The organism is Hyphomicrobium sp. DMF-1 (assembly GCF_027886585.1).
Lineage (GTDB): Bacteria > Pseudomonadota > Alphaproteobacteria > Rhizobiales > Hyphomicrobiaceae > Hyphomicrobium_C > Hyphomicrobium_C zavarzinii.
Window position 1 is genome coordinate 963,272 of record NZ_CP115706.1, and the last position, 26,954, is coordinate 990,225.

General features: G+C 64.7%; 25 protein-coding genes. 20 read left to right on the forward strand and 5 right to left on the reverse strand.

Features of this window, described 5'->3' with window-relative positions:
• Positions 1 to 178: 178 nt before the first annotated feature.
• Positions 179 to 2,026, forward strand: coding sequence for a monovalent cation:proton antiporter-2 (CPA2) family protein (locus PE058_RS04350; protein WP_020084140.1), 1,848 nt, complete (start codon positions 179 to 181; stop codon positions 2,024 to 2,026).
• A 22-nt stretch (positions 2,027 to 2,048) separates the two neighbouring features.
• Here the strand turns inward: PE058_RS04350 and PE058_RS04355 are convergent, their stop codons facing one another.
• Positions 2,049 to 2,567 carry a TetR/AcrR family transcriptional regulator gene (locus PE058_RS04355; protein WP_245257599.1) on the reverse strand — a complete coding sequence of 173 codons (519 nt, stop codon included), beginning with the start codon at positions 2,565 to 2,567 and terminating at the stop codon, positions 2,049 to 2,051.
• Positions 2,568 to 2,866: 299 nt separating this feature from the next.
• Between PE058_RS04355 and PE058_RS04360 the strand changes: the two genes are divergently transcribed.
• The 7 genes from PE058_RS04360 (at position 2,867) to trxB (ending at position 10,647) form a co-directional block, all read left to right on the forward strand.
• Positions 2,867 to 4,165: an HlyD family secretion protein gene (locus PE058_RS04360; RefSeq protein ID WP_271029973.1), complete on the forward strand. Its 1,299-nt coding sequence runs from the start codon at positions 2,867 to 2,869 to the stop codon at positions 4,163 to 4,165.
• Positions 4,166 to 4,189: 24 nt separating this feature from the next.
• Positions 4,190 to 5,797, forward strand: a complete 1,608-nt coding sequence (locus tag PE058_RS04365) for a DHA2 family efflux MFS transporter permease subunit (RefSeq protein WP_271029974.1) — start codon at positions 4,190 to 4,192, stop codon at positions 5,795 to 5,797.
• 246 nt (positions 5,798 to 6,043) lie between these two features.
• Positions 6,044 to 6,703 carry a 50S ribosomal protein L19 gene (gene rplS / locus PE058_RS04370; RefSeq protein ID WP_026867753.1) on the forward strand — a complete coding sequence of 220 codons (660 nt, stop codon included), beginning with the start codon at positions 6,044 to 6,046 and terminating at the stop codon, positions 6,701 to 6,703.
• A gap of 199 nt (positions 6,704 to 6,902) precedes the next feature.
• Positions 6,903 to 7,727, forward strand: a complete 825-nt coding sequence (map, locus tag PE058_RS04375; RefSeq protein ID WP_020084145.1) for a type I methionyl aminopeptidase — start codon at positions 6,903 to 6,905, stop codon at positions 7,725 to 7,727.
• A gap of 12 nt (positions 7,728 to 7,739) precedes the next feature.
• Entirely contained in the window at positions 7,740 to 8,522 is a 783-nt protein-coding gene (gene radC, locus PE058_RS04380) for a RadC family protein (protein WP_020084146.1), read from the forward strand.
• Positions 8,523 to 8,663: 141 nt separating this feature from the next.
• Complete coding sequence (locus tag PE058_RS04385) at positions 8,664 to 9,554, forward strand: alpha/beta fold hydrolase (protein WP_020084147.1); 891 nt, start codon at positions 8,664 to 8,666, stop codon at positions 9,552 to 9,554.
• Positions 9,555 to 9,681: 127 nt separating this feature from the next.
• Positions 9,682 to 10,647, forward strand: coding sequence for a thioredoxin-disulfide reductase (gene trxB, locus PE058_RS04390; protein WP_020084148.1), 966 nt, complete (start codon positions 9,682 to 9,684; stop codon positions 10,645 to 10,647).
• Between the two features lie 57 nt (positions 10,648 to 10,704).
• On the opposite strand, the gene PE058_RS04395 is transcribed toward trxB, so the two are convergent.
• A complete protein-coding gene (locus PE058_RS04395) occupies positions 10,705 to 11,571 on the reverse strand; it encodes an SMP-30/gluconolactonase/LRE family protein (protein WP_020084149.1) in 867 nt (288 codons plus the stop codon).
• 286 nt (positions 11,572 to 11,857) lie between these two features.
• Here PE058_RS04395 and PE058_RS04400 point away from each other — a divergent pair, with 286 nt between their 5' ends.
• The 8 genes from PE058_RS04400 to PE058_RS04435 all read left to right on the forward strand — a co-directional run bounded on the left by PE058_RS04400 (position 11,858) and on the right by PE058_RS04435 (position 18,759).
• Positions 11,858 to 12,760, forward strand: coding sequence for a LysR family transcriptional regulator (locus tag PE058_RS04400; RefSeq protein WP_020084150.1), 903 nt, complete (start codon positions 11,858 to 11,860; stop codon positions 12,758 to 12,760).
• Positions 12,761 to 13,115: 355 nt separating this feature from the next.
• A complete protein-coding gene (gene leuC / locus PE058_RS04405; RefSeq protein ID WP_020084151.1) occupies positions 13,116 to 14,522 on the forward strand; it encodes a 3-isopropylmalate dehydratase large subunit in 1,407 nt (468 codons plus the stop codon).
• Positions 14,523 to 14,615: 93 nt separating this feature from the next.
• Positions 14,616 to 15,035: a metallopeptidase family protein gene (locus tag PE058_RS04410; RefSeq protein WP_020084152.1), complete on the forward strand. Its 420-nt coding sequence runs from the start codon at positions 14,616 to 14,618 to the stop codon at positions 15,033 to 15,035.
• A 327-nt stretch (positions 15,036 to 15,362) separates the two neighbouring features.
• Positions 15,363 to 15,842, forward strand: coding sequence for a hypothetical protein (locus PE058_RS04415; protein ID WP_051113757.1), 480 nt, complete (start codon positions 15,363 to 15,365; stop codon positions 15,840 to 15,842).
• A gap of 71 nt (positions 15,843 to 15,913) precedes the next feature.
• Positions 15,914 to 16,345 (forward strand): hypothetical protein, encoded by a 432-nt coding sequence (locus PE058_RS04420; RefSeq protein WP_020084154.1) that lies wholly within the window; start codon positions 15,914 to 15,916, stop codon positions 16,343 to 16,345.
• A 21-nt stretch (positions 16,346 to 16,366) separates the two neighbouring features.
• Complete coding sequence (gene leuD / locus PE058_RS04425) at positions 16,367 to 16,972, forward strand: 3-isopropylmalate dehydratase small subunit (protein ID WP_020084155.1); 606 nt, start codon at positions 16,367 to 16,369, stop codon at positions 16,970 to 16,972.
• Positions 16,973 to 17,098: 126 nt separating this feature from the next.
• Complete coding sequence (locus PE058_RS04430; protein ID WP_156827167.1) at positions 17,099 to 18,274, forward strand: D-alanyl-D-alanine carboxypeptidase family protein; 1,176 nt, start codon at positions 17,099 to 17,101, stop codon at positions 18,272 to 18,274.
• A gap of 260 nt (positions 18,275 to 18,534) precedes the next feature.
• A complete protein-coding gene (locus tag PE058_RS04435; protein WP_040497816.1) occupies positions 18,535 to 18,759 on the forward strand; it encodes a hypothetical protein in 225 nt (74 codons plus the stop codon).
• Between the two features lie 8 nt (positions 18,760 to 18,767).
• On the opposite strand, the gene PE058_RS04440 is transcribed toward PE058_RS04435, so the two are convergent.
• From PE058_RS04440 to PE058_RS04450, 3 genes are read right to left on the reverse strand one after another with little or no spacing between them, the layout of a single operon-like run.
• Entirely contained in the window at positions 18,768 to 19,454 is a 687-nt protein-coding gene (locus tag PE058_RS04440; protein WP_271029975.1) for a LutC/YkgG family protein, read from the reverse strand.
• The gene (locus tag PE058_RS04445) at positions 19,451 to 20,875 is read right to left on the reverse strand and encodes a LutB/LldF family L-lactate oxidation iron-sulfur protein (RefSeq protein WP_020084159.1); all 1,425 of its coding nucleotides are present in this window, start codon (positions 20,873 to 20,875) and stop codon (positions 19,451 to 19,453) included. Before PE058_RS04445 ends, PE058_RS04440 begins: the two co-directional genes overlap by 4 nt.
• On the reverse strand, positions 20,872 to 21,639 hold the full coding sequence (locus tag PE058_RS04450; protein WP_271029976.1) for a (Fe-S)-binding protein: 768 nt from the start codon (positions 21,637 to 21,639) through the stop codon (positions 20,872 to 20,874). The genes PE058_RS04445 and PE058_RS04450 overlap by 4 nt, the downstream gene beginning before the upstream one ends.
• Positions 21,640 to 21,916: 277 nt before the next feature.
• Here PE058_RS04450 and PE058_RS04455 point away from each other — a divergent pair, with 277 nt between their 5' ends.
• The 4 genes from PE058_RS04455 to PE058_RS04470 are packed head-to-tail and all read left to right on the forward strand — an operon-like array spanning position 21,917 to position 26,952.
• A complete protein-coding gene (locus PE058_RS04455; RefSeq protein ID WP_271029977.1) occupies positions 21,917 to 23,419 on the forward strand; it encodes an FAD-linked oxidase C-terminal domain-containing protein in 1,503 nt (500 codons plus the stop codon).
• A 23-nt stretch (positions 23,420 to 23,442) separates the two neighbouring features.
• Positions 23,443 to 24,651, forward strand: coding sequence for an FAD-binding protein (locus PE058_RS04460; protein ID WP_271029978.1), 1,209 nt, complete (start codon positions 23,443 to 23,445; stop codon positions 24,649 to 24,651).
• Between the two features lie 50 nt (positions 24,652 to 24,701).
• Positions 24,702 to 26,075 (forward strand): glycolate oxidase subunit GlcF, encoded by a 1,374-nt coding sequence (gene glcF, locus PE058_RS04465; protein WP_020084163.1) that lies wholly within the window; start codon positions 24,702 to 24,704, stop codon positions 26,073 to 26,075.
• Positions 26,065 to 26,952 (forward strand): metallophosphoesterase, encoded by an 888-nt coding sequence (locus PE058_RS04470; RefSeq protein ID WP_245257601.1) that lies wholly within the window; start codon positions 26,065 to 26,067, stop codon positions 26,950 to 26,952. Before glcF ends, PE058_RS04470 begins: the two co-directional genes overlap by 11 nt.
• Positions 26,953 to 26,954: the final 2 nt, after the last annotated feature.

The window sequence follows — 26,954 nt, forward strand, 5'->3', positions numbered from 1 at the left end:
TTTGCCCGGCAACGTGGAGCATGCGGGTCACATCCCGGCGCTGAAGCTTCTCCAGGCGCCGGGCTCTGCCTTCCTTTGCTTGCGCAATCCGGTCCGGACGATTTATCGAGGTGATACAACCGCGGTTCCGAGCGCCGGATGGTTGTGACACCGTCCAGGACCGGAGACCAACGCGACGATGGCTGCTGACTCGACGTCGATCAATCTCGCCCACGCCGTGGCCCTCCTCACGGCGAGCGTCGTTGCGGTTCCGCTGTTCCGCAAGCTGGGGCTCGGCTCCGTGCTCGGCTATCTGACGGCGGGCCTGATCGTGGGGCCTTTCGGTTTCGGTCTCTTCAGCGATCCCGTCGCGATCCTCCATGTGGCGGAGCTCGGGGTGGTGATGTTCCTATTCATCATCGGGCTCGAGATGCGTCCGGCGAAGCTGTGGGCCTTGAGACGCGACATCTTTGGGCTCGGGCTTGTGCAGGTGGTCACGTGCGGGGCGATGCTGTCGGCCGTCGGCATCTATCTCGGCGGTCTTTCAATGCCCGTGGCCGTGATCGGCGCCATGGGCTTCGTGCTGTCGTCTACGGCGGTGATCATGAAGATGCTCGACGAGCGCGGCGAGACCGCGACGCCGGGCGGGCAGCGCGCGGTTTCCATTCTCCTGCTCGAGGATCTCGCGATCGTGCCCTTGCTGGCGCTGGTCGCTTTTTTTGCTGCGCTCGACGGCAACAGCGCGGGCGAGACGCAGCCCGCGTGGGTCAGCATCGGTATCGGCATCGCGGCCATCCTGGCGGTGGTGGCGGCCGGGCGATGGCTGCTCAATCCGCTGTTCAATCTCGTGGCGACGCTTGGCGGGCGTGAGATCATGCTCGCTGCGTCGCTGATGGTGGTGCTGGGCGCCGCGCTCTTCATGCAATGGGGCGGGCTTTCGATGGCGATGGGCGCGTTCCTCGCGGGCGTGCTGCTCTCGGAATCGACGTTCCGCCACCAGCTCGAAGCCGACATCGATCCCTTCAAGGGCTTGCTTCTGGGTCTCTTCTTTCTCAGCGTCGGCATGTCGCTCGATCTTTCGCTCGTGCTCAACGAGTGGGCGATCATTCTTGCGGGCGTGGCCGCGTTCATGGTCGCGAAGGCGACCGGCATTTTCCTGATCGCGTTGCTGTTCGGATCGAGCTGGCGGGAGGCGGTGCTGCGCGCGGCGCTGTTCGCGCAGGGCGGCGAATTCGCTTTCGTGCTCTATTCGGCCGCGCTCAGCGCAGGCGTTTTCGACCAGCGCTCGGCCGCCGTCATGAGCGCCATCGTCATACTCTCCATGGCGCTGACGCCGCTGATCCTGCTGCTGCTCGATCGCGTCATGCCGAAGGAGGAGGTTTCGCTCGACGGCGTGGATCTGGCCGAAGGGCTCAAGAACCGCGTGCTCATCATCGGGTTCGGACGCTTCGGACAGCTCGTCAGCCAGCCGTTGCTGGCGCGCGGCGTGGACGTCTCGTTGATCGAGATCGACGTCGACATGATCCGGGCCGCCGGCAATTTCGGGTTCAAGGTCTATTACGGCGACGGGACGCGGCTCGACGTGCTGCGTGCGTCCGGCGCGGAGACGGCGGAGGCCATTCTCGTCTGCGTCGACAACCAGGAAGCCGCCGACAAGATCGTGCAGCTCGTGAAGTCCGAGTTCCCCGTCGCTAAGCTGTTCGTGCGCTCGTTCGATCGAGGTCACACGCTGCGGCTGATCGAGGCGCGGGTGGATTATCAGATCCGCGAGACGTTCGAATCCGCGCTCGCGTTCGGCAAGGCGGTGCTGGTGGGGCTCGGGTTCGATCCGGCGGAGGCGGAGGCCACGGCGCGGGACGTGCGCAAGCGCGACGACGAGCGCCTGGCTTTGCAGCTCGTTGGCGGGTTCACGGCCGGGCGCTCGCTTCTGCGCGGGAACATGACGACGCCGGAGCCGACACCGCTGACGCAGCCGAAGACCAAGGCCACGCCATTGAGCCCCACGACGGCCGAGGTGATGGACAAGGACAAGGCGCCGAAACCCTAGGGTTCTCTGCAGATCATGCCGCTCAGCGGCGGTATGCAGCGAGGAAGACGCGGACGGCCGATCCGATCACCTTGCGGATCTCGTCGTCGGAGACGGGCTCCTTGGTGACGCCGTAGAGGCGGGGACGGAAGACGGTTGCCTGCGAAAGCTCGAGGAACTGGGCCGACGCCAGTACGCTGTCGTCGATTTTCAGCGTGCCTTGGGCGACGTGGTGCTCGAGAAAGTGCGCGAAGGCTTCCACCAGCCTCATCGCGCCCGCGTTGAAGAACTCGCTGCCGACGTCAGGCATCCGCTCGGCCACGCCGATGACGACGCGGTGGGCGGCCAGCACATAGGGCTGCGAAATCCGCTGCAGCATCTCCGTGCCGAAGGCGACGAGCGTTTCCTCCAGAGGCCTCGCGGTATCCAGGATCTCGATCAGATCGGCGATGTTGCGGTCGCGCCGCTCGGCGCAAATGGCCGTGAACAGGTGCTCCTTGTCCTGGAAGTAGACGTAGAGGGTCGCTTTCGACACCTGGGCCTCACGAGCCACGTCGCTCATGCTGGCGGCATCGAAGCCGAGGGTGGAAAAAACGCGCCCCGCCCCGTCCAAGATCTGCCTGCGCTTGAGAGGGTCTGTCCCCGCCGGGGGACGGCCGCCACGACGGAGGTCTGAGGGCTCTCCGCTCTCAGGTTCGTCTTTTTGCAATGATTTCAATCTGCTCATCGCCAGCCTGTGCAAAGGTGTCACGGATCGAACCAAACGGTTCAGTTCGGTATTGATATTGTCGTATTTCTGCTCTATGTCAATAGCGAACTGAACTGTTTAGTTTAGATTGAATTCTGTTTGGATCGACACCCATGTCAACCGCCAAAGCCATTCGCTTCAAGGATCCGAAGCTCGAGCCTGTCGAAACGCCCCTTCCGGGTGCGCGTCTGGCCGGTCCCTCGGCTCAGCCGCCGCAGCCCCCGAAGGGCATGGCGCAGCATGACGCCGTGTCTCCTGTGGAGGCGCGTGCGGATCGTGAGGTGTCGCCTGCCGAGTCAGATGCGACGAAGGGCGGCGCCGGGGCGGCCCAAGGCGAGGCACCGCGCTCTCGCAAGAAGCTCCTGCTTGGAGGCATTGCGGCGGTCGTGCTCGGGGCGGGTCTCTGGTTCGGCTACGACTACATCACGGTCGGGCGATTCATGGTCTCGACCGACGACGCGTATGTGGGCGCGGACATGGCTCTGATCTCGCCCAAGGTCGCGGCCAATGTGGCCGAGGTGCCGGTCGTCGAGAACCAGTCCGTCAAGGAAGGCGACGTGCTGGTGCGGCTCGACGATGGCGATTTCCAGCTCGCGGTTTCGCAGGCCGAAGCGAAGCTCGCGACACAGCAGGCCGCTATCGCGACATTCGATGCGCAGATCCGGGCGGCGGAGGCAACGCAGCAGCAGATGCGCGCGCAGCTTGATGCCGCCAACGCGACCGTGCTCAAGGCGGAAGCCGACTACGAGCGCACCAAGCCGCTTGTTGATCGCGACGTGACGTCGAAGGCGACCCTTGATGCCGCAATTGCCGCGCGCGATACGGCGCGGGCGCAGGCGAAGGCCAGCGCAGCCGCGATCGAGACGGCGGGCGCGAACATCGCGCTGCTCAAGTCTCAGCAGAAGCAGGCCGAGCAGGTCGCCAAGGAATTGGATGTCGAGGTTGCCCGCGCAAAGCGCGATCTCTCGTTCACCGTGATCCGCGCCCCGTTCAACGGCGTGGTCGGCAACAAGAGCGTTCAGGTGGGCGACTACGTCACGCCCGGCAAGCGGCTGGCTGCGGTTGTGCCGCTCGACAAGGTCTACGTCGATGCGAACCTGAAGGAAACGCAGCTTCGCGGCGTCAAGGCCGGCGATGCCGCGCACATCAGTGTGGATGCGCTGGGCGGCGAGGTGGTCGACGGCACCGTGGAGAGCATCGCGCCGGCCTCGGGCTCGCAGTTCTCGCTGCTGCCGCCCGAGAATGCGACGGGCAACTTCACCAAGATCGTGCAGCGCGTTCCGGTGCGGATCGCGGTGCGGGCGCCGGATGCGCTGGGCAAACTGCGGCCCGGCCTCTCGGTGGTCGTCAGCATCGACACCCGCGCAGCGCACAAGGCGGACGGACAGCAAACCGCCAGCCACATCGAGTAAGCCCTCGCCGGTTCGAGCGCAGCCATGGCCCATTCAACCACCATCGACGAGATCCCGCAGGTTTCCGGGGCGGCAAAAGGCGAGACGCTTGCCTGGATCGGCGTCACGCCGCGCCAGCTCGCGGGCTTCCTCGCGATGGTGTTCGGCATGTTCATGGCGATCCTGGATATCCAGATCGTCTCCGCGTCGCTGTCGGAGATCCAGGCTGGACTTTCGGCGAGTGCCGATGAAATCCCCTGGGTGCAGACCTCCTATCTGATCGCAGAAGTGGTGATGATCCCGCTTTCGGGTTTGCTCGCGCGGGCGTTCTCCACACGCGTGCTGTTCACGGCATCGGCGGTCGGTTTCACGATTGCGAGCGCGCTCTGCGCCACGGCGACGACGATCGACCAGATGATCGTGTATCGCGCTTTGCAGGGCTTCATCGGCGGCGGCATGATCCCCTCCGTGTTCGCGGTCGCGTTCTCCCTGTTTCCGGCCTCCAAGCGCGGCATCGTCTCGCCGATGATCGGACTGGTGGCGACGCTCGCGCCCACCATCGGTCCGACGGTCGGCGGCTATCTCAGCAACGCCTTCTCCTGGCACTGGCTGTTTCTGGTGAACGTCGGGCCGGGCATCCTTGTCGCGGTCGCCGTGTTCTTTCTCGTCGATTTCGACAAGCCGGACCGGTCTCTGCTCCGCCGCTTCGATATCGTCGGCTTCGCGGCCATGGCCCTGTTCCTCGGCTCGATGGAGTACGTGCTCGAGGAAGGGCCGCGCTACGACTGGTTCGACGACGCTACGATCATGACATTCGCGGTGCTGTGCGCGGCGGGCGGCCTCCTCTTCTTCTGGCGTGCGTTTACCGCTGAGCAGCCAATCGTCGAGTTGCGCGCGTTCCGAAACCGCAACTTCGCGTTCGGCTCGGCCTTCAGCTTCATCATGGGCATCGGCCTCTACGGGCTCACCTACCTCTACCCGGTCTATCTCTCCCAGGTGCGCGGCTACGATGCCCTGATGATCGGCGAGACGATGTTCGTGACCGGCATCGCCATGTTCCTGACCGCGCCGATCGCGGGGCGGCTGTCGCAGATGCTCGATCCGCGCGTCATGATGCTCGTCGGCTTCATGGGATTTGCGCTGGGCACATATGTGGCGTCCGGCATCACGGCTGATTGGGATTTCCATGAACTGCTGCTGCCGCAGATCCTGCGCGGGTGCTCGCTGATGCTGTGCATGGTTCCAATCAACAATCTTTCGCTCGGCACGCTTCCGCCGGAGCAGCTCAAGAATGCCTCTGGCCTCTACAACCTCACCCGCAATCTCGGCGGCGCGGTGGGTCTGGCCGTGATCAACACCATGCTCAACAACCGGATGGATCTTCACCTCGCCCGGCTGCACGAAAGCGTTTCGTGGGGGCGGGCAGCGGCGGAAGAGACGCTGGCCGGGCTCACCCAGCAGTTCTCGGCGCAGATCGCCGACGGCGACCAGGCGGCCCTCAAGCAACTGGCGCTTCTGGTTCGCCGCGAGGCCAGCGTGCTCGCCTTCTCGGACGTATTTCTGGTGCTGACGGCCCTGTTTGCAGGCATGGCGCTGCTGGCTATGTTCATGCGCAAGCCGGCCGCGCACGCCGGTGCGGCGGGCGGGCACTAACTCCGTTTTTTCTAGGGGTGGCCCGCGTCAGGGCGGGAGCGGCAACTCGAGTGCGCTTATGAGCTTGTCGGGGCCGGTTGCGGGGTGAAGGCGGCCCTCGACAACCCGCCGAAATTCGGTTATAGGCCCAGCCAACAAATTCCCCCATCGAGGGTTGCTCCACAAGGAGCCGCACGAGCCGCGCTCGCCGGACTAGCTCCGCGTCGCTGCTCCTCTGCATTGATATACAAACAAAAAGGAATGAAAATGAACATCATTCAAGAGATCGAGCGCGAGCAGATGGATGCCGTGCTCCGGACCCGTTCGGTGCCCGAATTCTCGCCTGGCGATACCGTCAAGGTCATGGTCAAGGTGATCGAAGGCGAAGGCAAGAACCAGTCGGTTCGCCTCCAGGCCTACGAGGGCGTTGTGATCGCCCGTTCCGGCGGTGGCATCAACGAGAGCTTCACCGTCCGCAAGATTTCCTACGGCGAGGGCGTGGAGCGCGTGTTCCCGGTCTACTCGCCCTATATCGCCGAGATCGAGGTTCTGCGCCGCGGCAAGGTCCGCCGCGCGAAGCTCTACTATCTCCGTGGCCGCCGTGGCCGCGCTGCGCGCATCTTCGAGCGCACGGACGTTCGTGCCCGCCGCCTCAACGCCGCCTGGAAGGGCTTCAAGAAGCCGAAGGGTGATGTCGATGATCTGACGCGCATCAAGGGCATCAACGCGGATCTCGCGGCCCGGCTCAAGACGCTCAACTGCTACAAGTTCGAGCAGGTCGCGAACTTCTCGGATGAGGACATCTCGAACGTCGACGAGGCACTGAAGCTCAACGGCCAGATCGAGCGCGACAACTGGGTTGGCGAAGCTCAGAAGATCGTAACGGAAGCTGCCGCTGCCGAGGTTCCGGCCGAGGAAGGCAACTAAGACCGGCTGGGGCTCCGCTCTGTGGCGCTCCAAGGGACAAGATAACGGCGGCGGCCTCCGGGCAGCCGCCGTTTTGCTATTCGCCGCGTGCAAAGGTCTACGGCCGGGAGCGTTGCACGGCGACCGATTTGGACTACATTCACTTTCGAGCACGTCGAGAGTTTTTCGTTCCCTCACGCACAAGGGCCCGCACGCCATCATGTCCAACGTCGAAGTCACACGCGCGGCGCGCGAGTCGACAGCCATCAAGCGCCACGGCGCCGAGGCTTTTGCCGCAATGCGCAAAGCCGGGCAGCTCGCGGCGTCCGCGCTCGATATGATCGCACCCTACGTTCAGCCCGGCGTCACCACCGAGGAGCTGGACGACCGCGTGCTCGAGTTCGCGCTCGATCACGGCGCTGTGCCGGCACCGCTCAACTACCGCGGATTTCCGAAGTCGATCTGCACATCCATCAATCATGTGGTGTGCCACGGCATTCCCGGACCCAAGCCGCTGCGCGAGGGCGATATCGTCAACATCGACGTGACGCTGATCGTCGACGGCTGGCATGGCGATACGAGCCGCATGTATGCGGTGGGGGCCATCAGCCGACGCGCCGAGCGCTTGATCGAGGTGACCTACGAAGCACTGAAGATCGGTATCGCGCAGGTGAAGCCCGGCAACACGACCGGCGATATCGGCGCGGCGATCCAGGAATTCGCCGAGAAGGAACGCTGCAGCATCGTGAGAGATTTCTGCGGGCACGGGCTCGGCCAGGTGTTCCACGACCGGCCGAACATTCTTCATTACGGCGAGGCCGGAGAAGGCGCGGTGATGGAGCCGGGGATGCTGTTCACCATCGAGCCGATGATCAACCTCGGAAAGCCGCACGTTAAGGTCCTGGCGGACGGGTGGACGGCGGTGACGCGCGATCGCGAGCTGTCGGCGCAGTTCGAGCATACGGTGGGCGTGACCGAGACCGGGGTCGAGGTGTTCACGCATTCGCCGGCCGGCCTCGAGTGGCCTTCTGCCCGCAACGGATAGCCGAGCGGGCATATGCAGGGTCCTGGCGCGAGAGATCCGAAAGCAAATGCCGCGGTCGCGCCGCCGGAGGCGGAAGCCGATGCGCCGGGCAGCGGCGTGCAAGGCTCGTTTCTCGAAGCCTCTCAGCCGCTCTACTCAGGGCACAGGCAGCGGCTCCGCGACAGGTTCCGCAAGGCGGGCGGGGATGCGCTGCCAGACTACGAGCTGCTCGAGATGGTGCTGTTTCGCGCCATTCCTCGCCGCGATACCAAGGATCTCGCCAAGCGGCTGCTTGCCAGGTTCGGCTCGTTCGCCCAAGTGGTGAATGCGCCGGACGCGCGCCTCAAGGAGATCTCGGGTGTGGGCGACGCAGTCATAACGGAGCTGCGCTTGATCCGCGCCGCGGCGCTCCGGCTGATGCGGAGCGAGATCGCGAGCGGGCCTCTGCTTTCGTCCTGGACGCAAGTGCTCGACTATCTCAAGGCGGTGCAGGGCTACGAGCATCGCGAGCAGTTTCGCATCCTGTTTCTCGACAAGAAGAACCACCTGATCGCGGACGAGATCCAGGGCCAGGGCACGGTCGATCACACGCCGGTCTATGTGCGCGAAGTGGTGAAGCGGGCGCTCGAGCTTTCCTCCACCGCGATCATCCTCGTGCACAATCACCCTTCGGGCGATCCGACGCCCTCGCGTGCCGACATCGATATGACCCGGATGATCGTCGATGCGGGGCGTCCGCTCGGCGTCCAGGTTCATGATCACGTGATCGTGGGGCGCGGAGGATACGCGAGCTTCCGTTCGCTCCGCTTGATCTAAGATACCTGCGTTTTGATTGAATCATTTCACCATTCCTTTTCACGATGAGAGTCTATCGGCTTTCCCTTCTCTCCCTTTTTCGTGGAGATATGATTTTCCGATAGGGCTCGTGCAAAGCGAATTGCAGGAGATCTCCGGTCGATGACGATGTTCTTCGATCGACGGCTGAGGACACGGCCTGTGCGGCTCGACGGATTTCCGCCGGCGCTGGCGGGCGACATCGCTTACAGGCGTTTCTGCCAGCCGAAGTTTTCGTCGCGGCGCAGGCCGGACCATGCCGTGCTGGTGGAGCGTGCGCGGTTTCATCTCAGGAACGCGCGCTGGGTGCGCGTGCCGACGACCCAGGGCTGCGTCCAGGCTTACGTATTCGAGCCGGATGCGGGCGTGCCGGATCGCGGCGGCGTGCTGATCGCCCACGGCTGGACGAGCGAGGCCTCGTTCATGGCCGTGTTCGCCGAGCAGCTTCGGCGCGCCGGCTTCCGCGTGGTGGCGTTCGATCAGCCCGGGCACGGAAAAAGCGGCCGGGAGCGGGCGAGCCTCATCGACTGCTCGCGCGCGCTGCTCGATGTGGTGCGGACGCTCGGGCCGCTGCGGTTCGCGGTCGCCCATTCGATGGGCGGGCTCGCGGTTCTGCTCGTGGGTGAAGGGGCCCCGCCTCTGCCGGGCGGGCATTCCTTCGAGCGTTATGTGCTCGTCTCCTCGCCGAACCGGTTCTCCACGGTAACCGGTGAGTTCGCCGAGGAGCTGGGGCTCGGGCGGGTGGCGAGGCGCGCCTACGAGCGGCACCTGGAGCGGATCGCGCATCGCTCGATCGCCTCCTTCACCGCCGCCAATCTCCTCTCTGCCGTCAACCGGCCTGCCCTCGTAATCCATGCCCGGGACGATTTGGAGGTCACGTTCGATAATGCCGAGGAAATCGCGGCGGCGTGTCCGCAGGCGGAGCTGCGGGCGTTCGATGGCCTGGGACACAGGAATATTTTGTTCGCGCCGCCCGTGATTCGCGCAGCGTTGTCCTATCTAACGGACGGCTGACAACTCTTCCCTTGCGTTCGGCAGGGCTCGCGCTCGCCCGTCTCCTTGATTATATGAGGGCAGCTATCGCGCCCGGCGGCGCGACTCATTGGGGGGCCGCGGGTCGCGCGGTCCGGAAGGGTCGATCATGAGCACCACCAAGCACTCACGCGTCATCATCCTGGGATCGGGGCCGGCCGGCTACACCGCCGCCATCTATGCCGCCCGCGCGATGCTGAAGCCGGTCATCATCCAGGGCAACCAGCCGGGAGGCCAGCTCACCATCACCACCGACGTGGAGAACTATCCGGGCTTCGCCGACGTGATCCAGGGTCCGTGGCTCATGGAGCAGATGAAGGCCCAGGCCGAGCACGTCGGCACAGAGATCATCATGGACCACATCGTGAAGGTGGACCTCGGCGTGCGCCCGTTCCGTCTCGATGGCGATTCAGGCGATCGCTACACCTGCGATGCGCTGATCATCTGCACGGGTGCGCAAGCGCGCTGGCTCGGTATCCCGAGCGAGCAGACCTTCAAGGGTTATGGCGTCTCCGCGTGCGCAACGTGCGACGGCTTCTTCTACAAGGGCAAAGAAGTCGTCGTGATCGGCGGTGGCAACACCGCGGTCGAGGAGGCGATCTTCCTCACGAACTTCGCGAAGAAGGTGATCGTGGTGCACCGGCGCGACCATTTCCGTGCCGAGAAGATCCTGCAGGACCGCCTGTTCAAGAACGACAAGATCGAGGTGGTGTGGGATAGCGCCGTCGAGGAGATCGTCGGCGTCGAGGAGCCGCGCTCGGTCACCGGCGTGAAGCTCAAGAACGTGAAGACGGGCAAGATCACCGAGCGGAAGGTGGATGGTGTGTTCGTCGCGATCGGCCACGCGCCCGCGACGGAGCTGTTCAAGGGGCAGCTCGAGACGACTCCGTCGGGCTATCTGATTACGGCGCCGGATTCGACCGCGACGGCCATTCCCGGCGTGTTCGCGGCGGGCGATGTGAAGGACGAGGTCTATCGCCAGGCCGTGACGGCCGCGGGCATGGGCTGCATGGCGGCTCTCGAAACCGAGCGCTTCCTAGCCCAGCATGAGACCACGGCCGCCGCTGCGGAGTGATTGGTCGCGATGGGCATCACGGATCCCGGCCCGCGCCGGGATCCGTATAACTCGACTTCAGAGCTTGTAGGCGACGACCTTGCCGTCGACCATCATCGGGACGATGAGGGTGCGCGTGCTCGAGATGAACCCGATGTCCGCGCTTCCCTGGCCGAGCGAGAGAAGCTCCTTGGCGCTGCCTGAACGGGTGATCTGGAACACCTTGCCTGCCACCCAGTCGCTCACGATGTAGCTGTCGGCGTCGAAGGGCTCGAGCCCGTCGAGATGGCCGACCGGCTTGCCGTCTCCGAGGTTGGCGATGGCCTTGTCGCCAAGGCTTACGGTGAGGAGATGGCCGGGTGTCTTGGTGGAGAAGTCCGCTCCCATGCCCTCGCCCCAGGCGGCGACGACGAGCTTGTCACCTTCGATCAGGAGGCCGTTGGGCGATTTGAGACCTTCGCCTTCGACCCACTTCTCGAACTTGCCGTCGGCGAGGCGCCAGATAGCGTTGCCCGGCCAGTCGGACGTGTAGATCTGGCCGTTGCCGTCGGCGGCTACGTCGTTCAGAATTTTGGCGCCGGGGGCTTCGTGCTTGGCGACGATGGTGCCGTTTGCGGTATCGATCTCCACGAGCTTGTCGATGTCTGCGACGTAGAGCTTGCCGCCGAACAGCGCGAGGCCCTTGGGGGCGTCGAGCCCGGTCACCCACTTTTCGGCGATGACCTTGCCATCGAGGGACAGCTTGGAGATGTAGCCGTTGCCGTCCCGATCACCCGGGCCGCCGGCCACGTTGCTCACGTAGATGACATTCGCGGCCGTATCGGGCAAAGCGGATTCGGGGTTCTGAAAGCCGGTCGCCTCCCACAGCTTGGTGGGCTCTTTCGAGCCGCCGCACGCCGCAACGGCGGACGCCAGGGTTAGAGCTGCAACATGGTAAAGCCGCATGGGGAAATGACCTCCGCTAGGGCCGGCGCGCGAAGGCCCGGCAGATGTTGAGGATTTGTTTTATCGGGCGTGAACCGTCGAGCGGTTGCCCGACATATAGGCAATAGCGGCGCCTGTTGCCAACGCCTACGATCCCTGCGGTGGAACGGCGCTGGTATGCATTTTTCGATGGCTCCGGCGCTGCCGATATCAAATAATCGCAATGCTGGGGCAATGGTGCGTATGCGTGCTGGTTGAGCGCTCGCCAGCCCGGTTGTCGGTCGATTGCGCCCCCGGGGATGTCTTTATGGACTGGGACAAACTCAGAATTTTTCATGCCGCCGCCGCGGCCGGCAGCTTCACGCACGCCGGCGACGCGCTGCACATGAGCCAATCGGCAGTAAGCCGACAAGTTTCCGCGCTCGAGCGAGACCTCAAAGTGTCTCTCTTTCACCGCCATGCCCGCGGCCTGGTGCTGACGGAGCAGGGGGAGCTTCTCTATACGACGGTCGCGGAGGTGATGAGCAAGCTGCAGACGGCGGAAACGCTGCTTGCCGACACCACCACCAAGCCGTCCGGACAGCTCAGCATCGCCGCACCCGTGGGGCTCGGCACGGTCTGGGTATCTCAGCGGCTCCGGGAGTTCATGGATCTCTATCCGGAGATCAGCATCGAGCTCATTCTTGATGACGATCAGATCGATATCGCCATGCGCGCGGCCGACGTGGCGATCTGGACGCGCGAGCCCGAGCAGTCCGATCTCATCCGCCGTCCCCTGTTCTCGGCCAGCGTGCGGCCGATGGCGTCCACGAAATATACGCGCCGCTTCGGCGTGCCCGAGACTTTTGCGGATCTCGATAGCGGCAATCATCGCGTTCTCTCCTACAGCGGGCTGCCGCCTCAGCTCCTGCCGGCCATAAGCTGGCTGGAGACTGCGGGCCGGGAGGGAAAAGAGCCGAGGGCGCCGGTGCTGCGCACGAACAGCGTGGTGGCGATCAAGCAGGCCGTGCTCGCAGGCATCGGCATCGGCATGATCCCCGACTACATGACCGAGCAGGACAGCGATCTCGTGCCGGTGCTCACCAAATGCGAAGCCGACAAGCCGAGCCTGCCCGTCCTGTTCGTCTATCCGGAAGAACTGAAAAGCTCGAAGAAGGTTCAAGTACTGAGGGATTTTCTCGTCGCGAAGGCCCGGCACTGGCGGGAATAGGAGTGACGAAAATTTAAGCCTCGGGCGCTGATCCAAAGGCGCGATTGGGATGTAATAATGTTATCCGGACAGTCCGTGCTCCAGGGTTATTTGCCACCACCCGAGAGCGTCGGATACCGGTGTCCTTTGGGTCGGATGCACGGGGTTTTCCGGGTGTCCGGCCCATTTCATTGGCCGGACGGTCAAAAAGTCGCGCAATCGCCGCTTCGACTTATGGACGGAACAAGGCCTGCTGATTTGCAACACGGGCCGCGAGACGCTATCTGATAGGTCTCATTTGATTGTCGTGCTTCTCACCGGAAAGCTGCTCCCGCTTTCTGGAAGCACCTAAGTCTCGGAAAATAGAGCCTTATCCATGGCCAAGACGCTTTACGACAAGATCTTTGAAGACCACGTTGTCGACCGGCAGCCGGACGGTACGTGCCTGCTTTATATCGACCGCCATCTCGTACACGAGGTGACGAGCCCGCAGGCGTTCGAAGGGCTTCGGATGTCGGGGCGCAAGGTGCGCGCGCCCGAGAAGACGCTGGCAGTGGTCGATCACAACGTGCCGACGACCGACCGGCGCAAGGGCATTGCCGACGAGGACAGCAGGATCCAGGTCGAGACGCTCGCGACCAACGCGCGGGATTTCGGCGTCGAGTACTACAACGAGCTCGATAAGCGCCAAGGCATCGTCCACGTGGTCGGGCCGGAGCAGGGCTTTACGCTGCCGGGCACCACGATCGTGTGCGGCGACAGCCACACGTCGACGCACGGCGCATTCGGCGCTCTGGCCCACGGCATCGGCACGAGCGAGGTCGAGCATGTGCTCGCCACGCAGACGCTGGTGCAGAAGAAGGCCAAGAACATGCGCGTGTCCGTGGACGGGAAGCTTCCCGCGCACGTGACGGCGAAGGACATCATCCTCGCGATCATTGGCGAGATCGGCACGGCCGGCGGCACCGGCTCGGTGATCGAGTACGCGGGTGAGGCGATCCGCGATCTCTCGATGGAAGGCCGCATGACGGTCTGCAACATGTCGATCGAGGGCGGCGCGCGCGCCGGCATGATCGCACCGGACGAGAAGACTTATGCGTTCATCAAGGGCCGCCCGAAGGCGCCCAAGGGTGCGGCCTGGGACATGGCCCTCAAGTATTGGGACACGCTGCGCACGGACGAGGGCGCACACTTCGACCGCGAGGTGAAGCTCGACGCCGCCAAGCTGCCGCCGATCGTATCCTGGGGCACGAGCCCGGAGGACGTCGTGTCCATTTCGGGCCTGGTTCCCAATCCTGGCGATGTGGCCGACGAGAACAAACGCGCCTCGATGGTGCGCGCGCTCGAGTACATGGGGCTCCAGCCCGGCACGAAGATGACGGACATCCCGCTCGACGTGATCTGGATCGGTTCGTGCACCAACGGCCGCATGGAGGATCTGCGCGAGGTCGCGAAGATCGTGGAAGGCAAGAAGATCTCGGATCGTCTCGCCTATGCGATGATCGTGCCCGGCTCCGGCCTCGTCAAAGAGCAGGCAGAGGCGGAAGGTCTCGACAAGATCTTCAAGGCGGCCGGTTTCGAGTGGCGTGAGCCCGGCTGCTCCATGTGCCTTGGCATGAACCCGGACCAGTTGAAGCCCGGCCAGCGCTGCGCCTCGACTTCGAACCGCAATTTCGAGGGACGCCAGGGCTATCGCGGCCGCACGCACCTCGTCTCGCCTGCAATGGCTGCGGTCGCGGCGCTTGCCGGCCATTTCGTCGATATCCGGACCTGGCAGGCCTGACGTCCGTATTCTCACCCCCATGGCTGGGCTTGCAGTCGTGGGGGCGAAGCGCCTATCTCTCCCGTTCGCAAAAAGAAGAGCGGGAGGCGAATAATGGCGGGACCTATCGATTGGAAGTCAGCAGCGGCACCGAGCCTGGCTGATTTCGAGGTCATCGCGGCCAGTGCCTGGGAACGGATCCAGCCCGAGTTCCGTGAGGTTTGCGGCGATCTCGTCATCCGCGTCGAGGACTTCGCGCTGGATGAGGTTCTTGACGAGCTCGATATCGAAAGCCCGTTCGATCTCATGGGGCTCTATCAGGGCCTCAGCCTCGACAAGAAAAGCGTGCTCGACGTGCCGCGCGAGCCGGACATGGTGTTTCTGTACCGGCGCGCGATCCTCGACTACTGGACGGAGAATGGCGAGGAGACGCTGGGCGAGATCATCACCCATGTGCTGATCCACGAGATTGGCCATCATTTCGGCTTCTCCGACGACGATATGGAAGAGATCGAGGATCAGGCCACTCACTGAGGGGGCACGAGGACACGGGAAGAAACTCCGCCGTTTAATTGGTCATGCGCGGTAATTCCGCCACACGGCCGGAATGTCGCCTCGTGCGCGCCTTGTCTGGGTGATTGTTAACTTTTGCAGCGGATGTTGGACCTGCTAGGGTGCCGGGGCTTTCGATGCAGCGCTCGGATCATTCTGCCGTCCGATGGACGTACTTCTCATCGGAAAACGAAAGCTAAATCAGATTCTCCGGGGCGCGTGCGGGTGTCACGTAGAGGTGCTCAGTTGACGACGGCTTGCCGTCCAGTGCTCGGCTTGTTCGGGCGTGTGGCCTTGGGCGTTTGCCTCATGGGTCTTGCGTTTTTTGCGCCATCCGTCGCGATGGCCGATGACGTTCCAACACCTGAGGAATATGCGGAGCATGTGGGCGGGGACGCGCACGTGCTGAAGCCGGGCGAGCTCAAGCTCGACGGGCGCCAGCAGGTGTGTGGGCAGCGGCCGACCGTGATCGACAGCCAGCTCGACGACTACGGCGCGGCCTATCCGGGCTTTCTCATCCTCAACCCCAGGCTGCTTTCGAAGGTCTCCACGCCGGTGAAGCTCTGGATCTTCGCGCACGAGTGCGGCCACCAGTTCCGCGGCCCGGACGAGGAGACGGCCGATTGCTTCGCCGTGCAGCGCGGGCGCCGTCAAGGCTGGCTCGACGAGGGCGGGCTCGAGGAGATCTGCCAGTTCATCGCGCCGGCCAAGGGCGACAGCATGCATTTCGCGGGATCCCATCGCTGCGAATACATGCGCAAGTGCTTCGCGGATCCTTCCATCCGCTGACGGGCGATGTTGTCCCCGCACGTACGTGAGGGCCTAGGATCGGGCGTCGATCCCATTTTGGCCCGCGCCCCATGCAGCTCGTGGACTTTCCCAAACGTCTGCTCTCGATTGCGGAGACGCTAAACCGGTGGGCCGGCGCGATCAGCGCGCTCGACCGGAAACGGCGCGCCAAGGTCGCGCGTTACGCCGATGCGGTGGCGGAAACCCTGGCCCGGGCGGGGCGATTTTCCGTAAGATTAACGGCGAAGCCTGACGACAAGTCGGCCCAGCGGGGTCTCATGCGCGAGTTGGGGCGGATTTCCGGGTATCTCGAGACACTGGTTGGCGTGCTGCAACACCATCTTGACGGACGAAAGCTAGCTGGCGTTAAAAGACGGCTTGAACAGCTCGGTCCCCATGGACAGGCTGAGGAACCATCGGCGTCGATGTCTCTAATCCGGGTCGACCGCCTACTTGCCGCCGAAGGATATTTTCGAGCGCTGGCCGACAGCTTGCGCGTCTAACGCTCCCAGGGACGATAAAAAATGCAGAAGTTCACGAAGCTGACGGGTGTCGCGGCTCCCTTTCCTTTGCGGAATGTGGACACTGACATGATCATCCCGAAGCAGTTCCTGAAGACGATCAAGCGCACGGGTCTCGGCAAGGCGCTTTTCTACGAGCTGCGCTACGACCAGTCGGGCAAAGAGAACCCGGATTTCGTGCTCAACAAGCCGGCCTACCGGAAGGCCGAGATCCTGATCACGGGTGAGAATTTCGGCTGCGGTTCGTCGCGCGAGCATGCGCCGTGGGCGCTTCTGGATTTCGGCTTCCGTTGCGTGATCGCGCCGGATTTCGCCGACATTTTCTTCAACAACTGTTTCCAGAACGGCATCCTGGCGATCAAGCTGCCCCAGGAACAGGTGGACAAGCTGCTCGACGATGCGAACCGCGGGGCCAACGCGACGCTTTCGGTGGATCTCGAAGCCCAGGAAATCCGCGGGCCGGACGGCGGCGTGATCCGCTTCGAGATCGATCCGTTCCGCAAGCACTGCCTGCTGAACGGTTTGGACAACATTGGCCTGACGCTCGAAAAGGAAAAAGCGATCAAGGATTTCGAAGGGCGCGATGCGGTTGCGCGGCCGTGGGCCTAGAGACTTGGCGCTCTCTTTTGCGTTAGCATGACCACATGTGCGGGGAATTGCGCCCGCTGCGGATTGCGACTGCGCCCCCGAATATGTTAGGTGCCGAACTCGTCTCGGCATTCTCTAAGGAAGGCCATGAGAGCCAGGTGGATCCTTGCCGCTTTGTCGGCGCTGACACTCATGTCCGGCGGGGTTGCTGTGCTCTCCGCCAGCTCCGCGCGGGCCGGCGGCCCGGCGCTCGTGTTTGATGCGGCCGACGGCAAGGTGCTCTACGCGGAAGACCCCGACGATCACTGGCACCCCGCGTCTCTCACCAAGATCATGACGGCCTACGTGACGTTCGAGGCCCTCAAGAGCGGCAAGCTGAAGCTCGATCAGCGCATTCCTTATAGCGAGGCTGCTCAATTGCAGCCGCCGAGCAAGCTCGGGTTGCACGTGGGGGCGAACCTCACGGTCGATCAGGCGCTCAAGGCGCTCATCATCAAGTCGGCCAACGACGTGGCTGTGATGCTGGCCGAGGCGATCAGCGGATCGCAGGCGGCGTTCGTCTCGCGCATGAACGAAACCGCGCGCGGTCTCGGCATGACGCGCACCATCTTCGTCAACCCCAACGGCTTGCCTGCGCCGGAACAGGTGACGACGGCCCGCGATCTCGCCAAGCTCGCGCGCGCGGTCATCAGGGACTATCCGGAGCATCTCGCCTACTGGTCGATGTTCGATGCACGGATCGGTAAGATCCGTATCGGCACGCACAACGGTCTCCTTCGCTCGTTCGAAGGCGCGGATGGCATGAAGACCGGCTTCATCTGCGATTCCGGGTTCAACGTGGTCGCCAGCGCGACGCGCGACGGCCGGCATCTGATGGCGGTGGTACTCGGCGAGTCGACGAGTGCGTTGCGCACAGTGCGCGCCGCCAACCTTCTGGAGCACGGCTTCCAGAGCTATGAGTGGAAGCAGCTCTTCAATCACTCGGCGAGCCTCGACACGCTTCCGCTCGCGGACAGTGCCAAGGGCGTCATGAGCGTGCGCAATGACGTGCGCTCGTTCGAATGCGGCACCGGGCACCGCAAGACGCCGCGCAAGAACAAGATCGTGAAAAAGAAGCGCTCGGACGGCGCCGAGCAGCAGACGCTGGACAAGGCTCCGTCCGGCACCACCAAAGTCGCGGCTGATCCGGACAATGCGCCCGCGGGCGCGAAGGCCAAGGCCGAGGTATCGCCGGGGGATCGGCCGCGGAAGCCGGTGCACGCCTCCTCCGAGGCCCAGGCGCCCGCTGCCAAGCCTCTGAAGGCCAATTCGGCTTTGCCCTAAGGGCAAAAGGCATTTCCCCGCGACAAGCTGACCACATGCTTCGGGCGTTCGTTAACGGCCGGAAGTGGAATTTCAGGCTGGGACAGGTGGGCGGCGAGGCGGGTTGGCTTTTCGCCGAAAATGGGACGTTAACGCTCGCGCCGGGCGCTGTTTTCGGCTGCGGGGCGGCTCAAACCCGGTATTCGGCCCGGTTTGGCTGGCATGGCCAGTTGGCTTCGATCTTGCTCCTCACTTCGCGACAACGAATTCAGAGGACCGCAATGCGTAGCTCGTCGCCCGAAAAGAAAGAGGATCTGTCCACGCTCCAGGACGCCGAGCTGATGGCCGTTGTGCTGGAAGGCCGGCATGGCTCGTTCGCGGCGGATGTCGCGGAGTTCTTCGCGCTCCTGCACCGGCAGCTCGGCGATCTCACGCGCTCGAAGGCGTGGGGCGGCGTGGCACGGATGGTGAGGCGGCGCGAGCACGACCGGATGCTGGCCGCTTAGATCGGCGTCTAGCCGTAAAGGATCACGCCGAGGCGGCGGGGCCCGTGGGCGCCCTTTACGATGCGTCCTCCGATGTCGCCGGTGCGCGATGGGCCTGACACCAGATTGACGGCGCGCGGGAAGCGCTGGTCCACACGGCTTTCCGCAATGCGTTGGAACGCTTCCTCGAACGAGCTCACGATGCTCTCCCGTGCCAGCGCGACGAGGTGAAACTCCGGTAGGAACGTGAGCGAGGCGGGGCTCGCGGCTCCCGAGAGGAGGACGAGCGTTCCTGTTTCCGCGACCGCGCCCCAGGCGTGCGTGAGAGCGGCATCCCCATCCTCGAGCGGCGCGCTGGCGTCCCATTGTTCAGGGCGTGCGGTGAGGCTCGTTTTCTCCCATGACAGCCCGGCAAGGCGCGCGTCGTCTCCAATCACCAGACGCGGCGGCGTGGGCTGGCTTCGGCCGAGCAGGGTCGCGACCGCTGCCGGTACGTCGCCCAGGGAGGCGACTTCGATCACATCCGTGCCCTGGGTTTCGAGCGCCGCGATCAGGCGGGCGTGGCGTGCCTCTCCGGTCAGGCTCGCAAACGCAGGCCGCGGATGGTGGGGCGGGTTTGCCAGGCGTTGTGCGACGGCGCGAGGACGTTCGTCCTTCCGGCCCGCTGCAGCGGGAAGGGCGCTTCTGATGCGGGCAAGAATGGTCTCGCGGCTCATCGAGGCACACCCCGCTGGTGCTCAGCCCAGAGCTGCTGGAACGTGCGTCCTTGCGGAGCGGGGAAGTCGCGGCGTGCCGTCCAGCCGCCTGCGAGCGGCAGGCGCTTGAACGCACCGCGCGGACGGCCGAGCACCGAGAGCGTGGCTACGGCAAAGCGCGTTGCCAGATGGTACAGCCGCGGCCGCCTCGCGAAGAATGCCCAGGCGCCGAGCAGCCAGCGCTCGTGGCGCCGCTTGCCGGTTTCCAGGCTCTTCTCGCGCCAGCCTCTCAGCAGCCGCGTGATGGGAATCTTCACTGGGCACACCTCCTCGCATTTTCCGCAGAAGGTGGAGGCGCTGGGCAGGTCCTGCGCCGCGTCTATTCCGAGAAACGCGGGTGACAGCACCGCGCCGATCGGCCCTGAATAGACCCAGCCATAGGCGTGGCCGCCGATGGCATTGTAGATGGGGCAATGGTTGAGGCAGGCGCCGCAGCGGATGCAGCGGAGGGCTTCTCCGAGGCCGTTCTTCAGCATTTCGCTGCGGCCGTTGTCGAGGATGACGATGTGGCATTCGGCCGGCCCGTCAGGATCGCCCGGTGCTTTCGGGCCGGTGAGCAGGCTGGTGTAGGCCGTCATGTCCTGGCCGGTGGCCGAGCGGGCGAGCACGCGCAGCAGGGTGGCGGCATCCGCGAGCGTGGGCACCACCTTGTCGATGGCGGCGAGCACGATGTGGGTCTTCGGAAGATGGGCCGAAAGATCGCCGTTGCCTTCGTTGGTGACGATGATGGCGGAGCCGGTTTCGGCGACGAGGAAGTTCGCGCCCGTGATGCCGATGTCTGCTGCCAGGAAGCGTTCCCGCAAGACAGCGCGCGCTTCGGCGACGAGGGATTCCGCGGTCGTGAGGACGCGATCGGGCGCGAGGTGGTTGTGGTGGACGCGAAAATCCGCCTCCACCTGGTCCTGGCTCAGATGGATGGCGGGGGCGATGATGTGGCTCGGCGTCTCGCCGCGGATCTGGAGCAGGTATTCGCCGAGGTCGGTCTCGACCGCCGTGATGCCGAGATCCTCGAGATGCCGGTTGAGGGCGATCTCCTCCGACACCATGGACTTGCCCTTGGTGACGAGGCGTGCCCCGCGTTCCTGGCAGAGGCGGGCAATGATGGCGCGGGCCTCCTCCGCGGTTTCTGCCCAGTGCACGCGGCTGCCAGCCGCTTCGGCTTTCTGGGCGAAGGCTTCGAGGTAGAGATCGAGGTGTGCGAGCGTGTGGTCGCGGATGTCGCGGGCGGTGTTGCGGAGGGCCTCGAACTCGGGCACGCGCCCCTTGGCGGCCGTGCGCTGGGCGACGAGCCCGCCGGGCAGACCGGCGAGCGCCTTGGCGAGCTTGGCGTCGGCGAGGGCGGCTCGCGCATTCGATTTGAATGTCTCGGTCGATGGCGTCACCGGGCGTCCTCTTCTCCCCAGGCTATGGGGGGATCGTGAAGCTCGCCGGCCAGAACCTCCGCCACATGGCGGCAGGGCAGGTGGATGCCGGTGCGGCGCAACCGGCCCGCGAGGTTCATCAGGCATCCCAAGTCGCCGCCGGTGACGAGATCGGGCGCCGGGGCTCGCAGATCCTCGATCTTGCGGTCCGCGACGGCGCCAGAGATCTCCGGGTATTTGACCGAGAACAGGCCGCCGAAGCCGCAGCAGGGGCTCACCTCGCGCGCCTCCACGAGCTCCAAGCCTTCGACGGCAGCGAGGAGCTGGCGCGGCTCGCTACGGATGCCGAGCTCGCGCAGGCCCGAGCAGGCGTCGTGATGGGTGACGCGGCCCGAGAATTTCGCGCCGGTCTCGGTTTTGTGGCGCACGTTCACGAGGAAGGATGTCAGCTCGTGGACGCGCGCGGCGAAGGCTTCGACCTCGCTTTCGACCCCTCCGCGTCCCTTGAAGAGCGCGGGATAGTGGATGCGTAGCATCGCGGCGCAAGAACCAGACGGCGCGACGACGAAGTCGCATCCCTCGAAGGCGCGGACGGTTTGCAGCGCCAAGTCGCGGGCGGTTTCGGGATCGCCCGCATTGTAGGCGGGCTGACCGCAGCAGGTTTGACCGGCAGGGACGACCACGACGCATCCAGCCTCCTCGATGAGACGGGCGGCTGCGAACCCGACAGAGGGGCGCATCAGATCGACAAGGCAGGTGACGAACAGCCCGACACGTGGCTTCAAGGCGCGCTCACGAATTGCTGGAGGTGGAGCTGCCGTTCAGACTACAGCGGCGGCGCTATCTCCGCCACAGGCTGTGAAATTTTCCGATCGCGTCACGAAACGGCTTGGGATTGGCCGCCCGTCGCGTGCGCCGGAATGTTGCCGCTTTCCCCTGCGCATGCGAGACTCCCGCGCGAATTGATCGCGCATCGCGAAACGGGGCGCGGTTTCCGCGCGTTCTCCGTTTGGCGCAAATCCGTTTGCCACAGTCCGGTTTCGATCCGAGAGGAACAGAAAGATGTCGTCGATCGAGCTGCCGCTTCCCGATCTGTCCATCGTCGGGCGACGGGATGCGATCGTGCGCGATCTGGTGGCCCTCTGTGGCGCTGACGCCGTGATTTCTGACGAGGACGGACGGCGCGCGTTCGAGACGGACGCGTTGACCGCCTATCGGCGCATGCCGCTGGCGGTGGTGCTGCCGACCTCGACGGAAGCCGTCTCGGCCGTGCTGAAATACGCCAAGGCCAACCGCATCCGCGTGGTTCCCCGGGGCGCCGGCACGTCTCTCTGCGGCGGCGCGCTGCCGCTCGAGGATGCCATCGTGCTCGGCGTCTCGAAGATGAACCGCGTGATCGAGATCGACTTTCAGAACCGCTTCGCCCGGGTCGAGGCGGGCATCACCAACCTTGCCATCTCGGGAGCTGTGTCGGCCGAGGGCTTCTTCTATGCGCCGGACCCCTCCAGCCAGCTTGCCTGTACGCTCGCCGGAAACCTGGCGATGAACTCGGGCGGTGCCCATTGCCTCAAGTACGGGGTTACGACCAACAACGTGCTTGGCGTGAAGATGGTGACGATGGACGGCGAGATCGTGGAGATCGGCGGCTCGCACCTCGATGCGGAGGGGTACGATCTGCTTGCGCTGATCATCGGCTCCGAAGGTCAGTTCGGGATCATCACCGAGGCCACCGTGCGCATCCTGCGTGCCGCGGAAGGGGCGAGGCCGATGATGATCGGATTCGAATCGAGCGCGAAGGCGGGGATCTGCGTGGCGCGCATCATCGCGTCCGGCATCATTCCCGTGGCGATCGAGTTCATGGACAAGCCGGCGATCGAGGTCTGCGAGGCGTTCGCCAAGGCGGGCTATCCGACAAACGTGGATGCGCTGCTCATCATCGAGGTGGAAGGCTCGGAACAGGAGATCGCCGACCGGCTCGCCTATATCGCCAGCATCGCCCACGAGCTGAAGCCGGTGGCGCTGGCCGTCAGCGGATCGGCCGAGCAAAGCGCCAAGATCTGGAAGGGCCGGAAAGCCGCGTTCGGTGCGATCGGGCGGATCTCGGACTACTACTGCATGGACGGCACCATTCCGCTCGCGCATCTGCCGCACGTGCTTGAGCAGATCTCGGAGATCTGCCGCCGCTATGGCCTCAGGGTGGCCAACATCTTCCACGCCGGCGACGGAAACCTGCATCCGCTGATCATGTACGAAGCCAACACGCCGGGAGAGATGGAGAAGGCAGAGCAGGCAGGCGCCGAAATTCTCAAGCTGTGCGTCGCGGTCGGCGGATGCCTCACGGGCGAGCACGGCGTCGGCATCGAGAAGCGCGATCTCATGCGGGTGCAATTCAACGACGAGGACATGGCGGTTCAGCTTCGCATCAAGTCGGTGTTCGATCCGGACTGGCTGCTCAATTGCGGGAAGGTGTTTCCGCTGGATGCGGTGGAGACGGCCAAGGCTGCCGCCACAGCGCAGGGCGTGCCCGCCGGACACGTCGACGGCAATCCCGCGGCGGCGGCTTGAGGGCAGGCATCATGGACGACATCATGAGGCCAGCGACCGAGTGGGAGCTCAAGAGCATGATGACCGCGCTCTCCGAGCGCGGCATTCCCGTCGAGATTCTGGGAGCCGGGACGAAGCGCGGTGTGGGGCGTCCGGTGGCGGCGCCCGTTGCGATGACGACAGGGGCCATGCGCGGCATCTCGCTCTACGAGCCGTCGGAACTGGTGATGGCTGCGCGGGCGGGAACGCCGCTGTCGCAGATCGAGGTGGAGCTCGCTTCGCGCGGGCAGATGCTGCCGTTCGAGCCGATCGATCTCGGGCCCGCGCTCGGGACCGATGCAGGGCTGCAGACGATCGGCGCGATATTCGTGGCCAATATCTCGGGCTCGCGCCGTATCGCGGCGGGGGCGGCGCGGGACTATCTGCTTGGCGTGAGGGGCGTGAACGGGCGGGCGGAGATCTTCAAATCCGGCGGGCGCGTCATGAAGAACGTGACGGGCTATGACGTGGCGCGCGGCCTTGCCGGGAGCTGGGGCACGCTGGCCGTTCTCTCCGAAGTTACCTTCAAGGTGCTGCCGCTGCCGGACGACGTGCTCACGCTCGTCTATCCCGATCTTACGGAGGATCTCGCCGTCGAGCTGATGAGCCTTGCGCTCGCGCAGCCCTACGAGGTGTCGGGCACCGTGCATCTTTCGCAGGCGCTCGCGGGGCGGCTCGCGCACAAGGGGCTTTCCAAGGAGCCGCGGTCGCTCACCGCAATCCGGCTCGAGAACTTCACCCGGTCGATCAGCTATCGCAAGCTGAAGCTTCGCGAGGTGCTTTCGGCCTATGGCGCGCCGCTCGAACTCGAGCTCGAAAGCTCGCTCGAGTTCTGGGCTGAGGTGAGGCGGCTGTCGTTCATGCCGCCCAACGGCACACACCTGTGGCGGATTTCGACCACGCCAAGCGCGGCGGCTCCTTTGGTGGCGGCGATCCGCAGGCATATGAAGGTCGAAGCGTTCTACGACTGGTCCGGCGGCCTCGTGTGGCTCGAAACGCCCGCGACGGCAGATGCGGGCAGCGCCGATATCCGCCGCGCTGTTGCCACGCACGGCGGGCATGCGACGCTGATCCGCGCGGATGAAGCCGTGCGCCGCACCGTCGAGGTGTTCCAGCCGCTCGGACCCGCGGTGGATCGCATCACACGGGGCATCAAGCAGGCGTTCGATCCGTTGCGCCTGCTCAATCCCGGCCGCATGTACGCAACGATGTGAGCAGGACGCGACCCGTCACGGCGAGATCTCTTCGGAGCGAATGACCAACGATGCAGACCAACTTCACGTCCGAGCAGCTCGCTGATCCGCGTGTGGCCGAGGCCGACCGGATCCTGAAGCGGTGCGTGCATTGCGGGCTCTGCACGGCGGTCTGCTCGACCTACGTGGTGCTCGGGGACGAGCGCGATTCTCCGCGCGGGCGTATCTACCTGATCAAGGACATGATGGAGCGCGGGACGGAGCGCGCGCCGACGCATCAGATCCGCCACCATATCGATCGTTGTCTTTCGTGCCTCTCGTGCATGTCCACCTGCCCGAGCGGCGTCGACTACATGCATCTCGTGGATCTGGCGCGCGCCGAGATCGAGGAGAAGACCCCGCGCAGCTTCAAGGAACGGTCGCTGCGCAATCTGCTCGCGTTCCTCATTCCCTATCCGAGGCGTTTCCGGCTGGCGCTCAAGGCCGCGCCGCTCGCGCGTCCGTTCATTCCGCTGTTGGAACGGGTCGGCCTCAAGGAAGTGGCCGCGATGCTCGCGCTGGCACCCACTGCCGCCATCACGCGGGAGGCGCGCTTCGGCGGACCGGGAACGGCCGTGACCCATAGCGAACGGCGTGCCCGCGTGATCCTTATGACGGGGTGTGTGCAGCCGGTGCTTCGCCCGGACATCAACGATGCCACCATCCGGCTGCTTGCGCGGCGTGGCGTCGACGTGGTGGTGGCGAACGGATCGGGCTGCTGTGGCGCCATCGTGCAGCACATGGGCCGCGAAGCCGAGGCGATGAAGCTCGCCCGGCGCAACATCGACGCGTGGTCGAAGGAGATCAACCGCGGCGAGATCGATGCCATCATCGTCAATGCCTCAGGCTGCGGCACGACCGTCAAAGACTACGGGCACATGATGCGCGGCGATCCGGCCTATGCGGAGCGGGCGGAGAAGATCTCGAGCCTTGCGAAGGACGTGTCGGAATTCCTCTACGAGTACCAGCTCGGCGCGCCGGAGCGCTGGTCGTCGCTCAGGGTGGCCTATCATTCGGCCTGCTCGCTGCAACACGGGCAGCGCATCCATGACGAGCCGCGCGCTCTCCTGAAACAGGCCGGTTTTGCTGTGGTGGATGTGCCGGAAGGTCACATTTGCTGCGGGTCGGCCGGAACCTACAACATCCTCCAGCCTGAGATCGCGGGCCAGCTCAAGAAGCGCAAGCAGGACCACATTCGCTCCACGCGGGCCGATGTGGTGGCGGCCGGGAACATCGGCTGCATGACCCAGCTCACCACGGGCCTCGATATTCCGCTCGTGCATACGGTCGAGCTGCTGGATTGGGCCTATGGCGGCCCGGTTCCGGCGGGTCTCGCGCACCTTGCGCCCTTCGTGACGGACGTTCCGCGCCCCAGGCGGCAAGTCGAAGATTTTATTGAAACTTAATCGTCATGTGCGCGACATTGTGCGCACGTATCTGACCATCGCCATGACCGACATCGAGCTTGACGATCCACGGGCCCGCTCCGACCGGAGAGAGGTTAGCGGTCCGTTCGACATCATCGGAGACGTGCACGGTTGCGCGGGTGAGCTCGAGACGCTGCTCACGCGTCTCGGCTACGATGTGCGCTGGAGCGGAACGCCCGGCACGGCTTCCGTGGAGGTTGTTCCGCCTGCTGGGCGCCGGGCCATTTTCGTCGGCGATCTCGTGGACCGCGGGCCGCGCTCGCCCGACGTGCTGCGTATCGTCATGAGCATGGTGGAAAGCGGGGCGGCTTTTGCGGTGCCCGGCAATCACGACGTCAAGTTCCTGCGCTGGCTCGACGGCAAGGACGTGAAGCCGACGCATGGGCTCGACCGCACGATCGCGCAATTCGAAGGCGAGACGAAAGCTTTCCGCAATCGCGTGCGGGAGTTCTTCACTACGCTCCCGATCTACGTGTGGCTCGAAGGCGGGCGGCTTGCCGTGGCGCATGCCGGCATCAAGGAGGAGATGCTGGGGCGCGTGTCCGGCGAGGTTCGCCGCTTCTGTCTCTACGGGGAAACGTCGGGGGAGACCGATGAGTTCGGGCTTCCGATCCGCTATCACTGGGCGGCCGAATACCGGGGCCGCACAGCCATCGTCTACGGTCACACGCCCGTGCCTGCGGCGGGCTGGGTCCACAACACCATCTGCATCGATACCGGATGCTGTTTCGGTGGAAACCTCTCGGCCTTGCGCTGGCCCGAGCGGGAGATCGTCGCCATCGCGGCGGAGCGCGTCTACACGGTGCCGGTGCGGCCGTTCGGCCATCCGCCGCTACGCCCTGGCGCAATGGTCTAAGT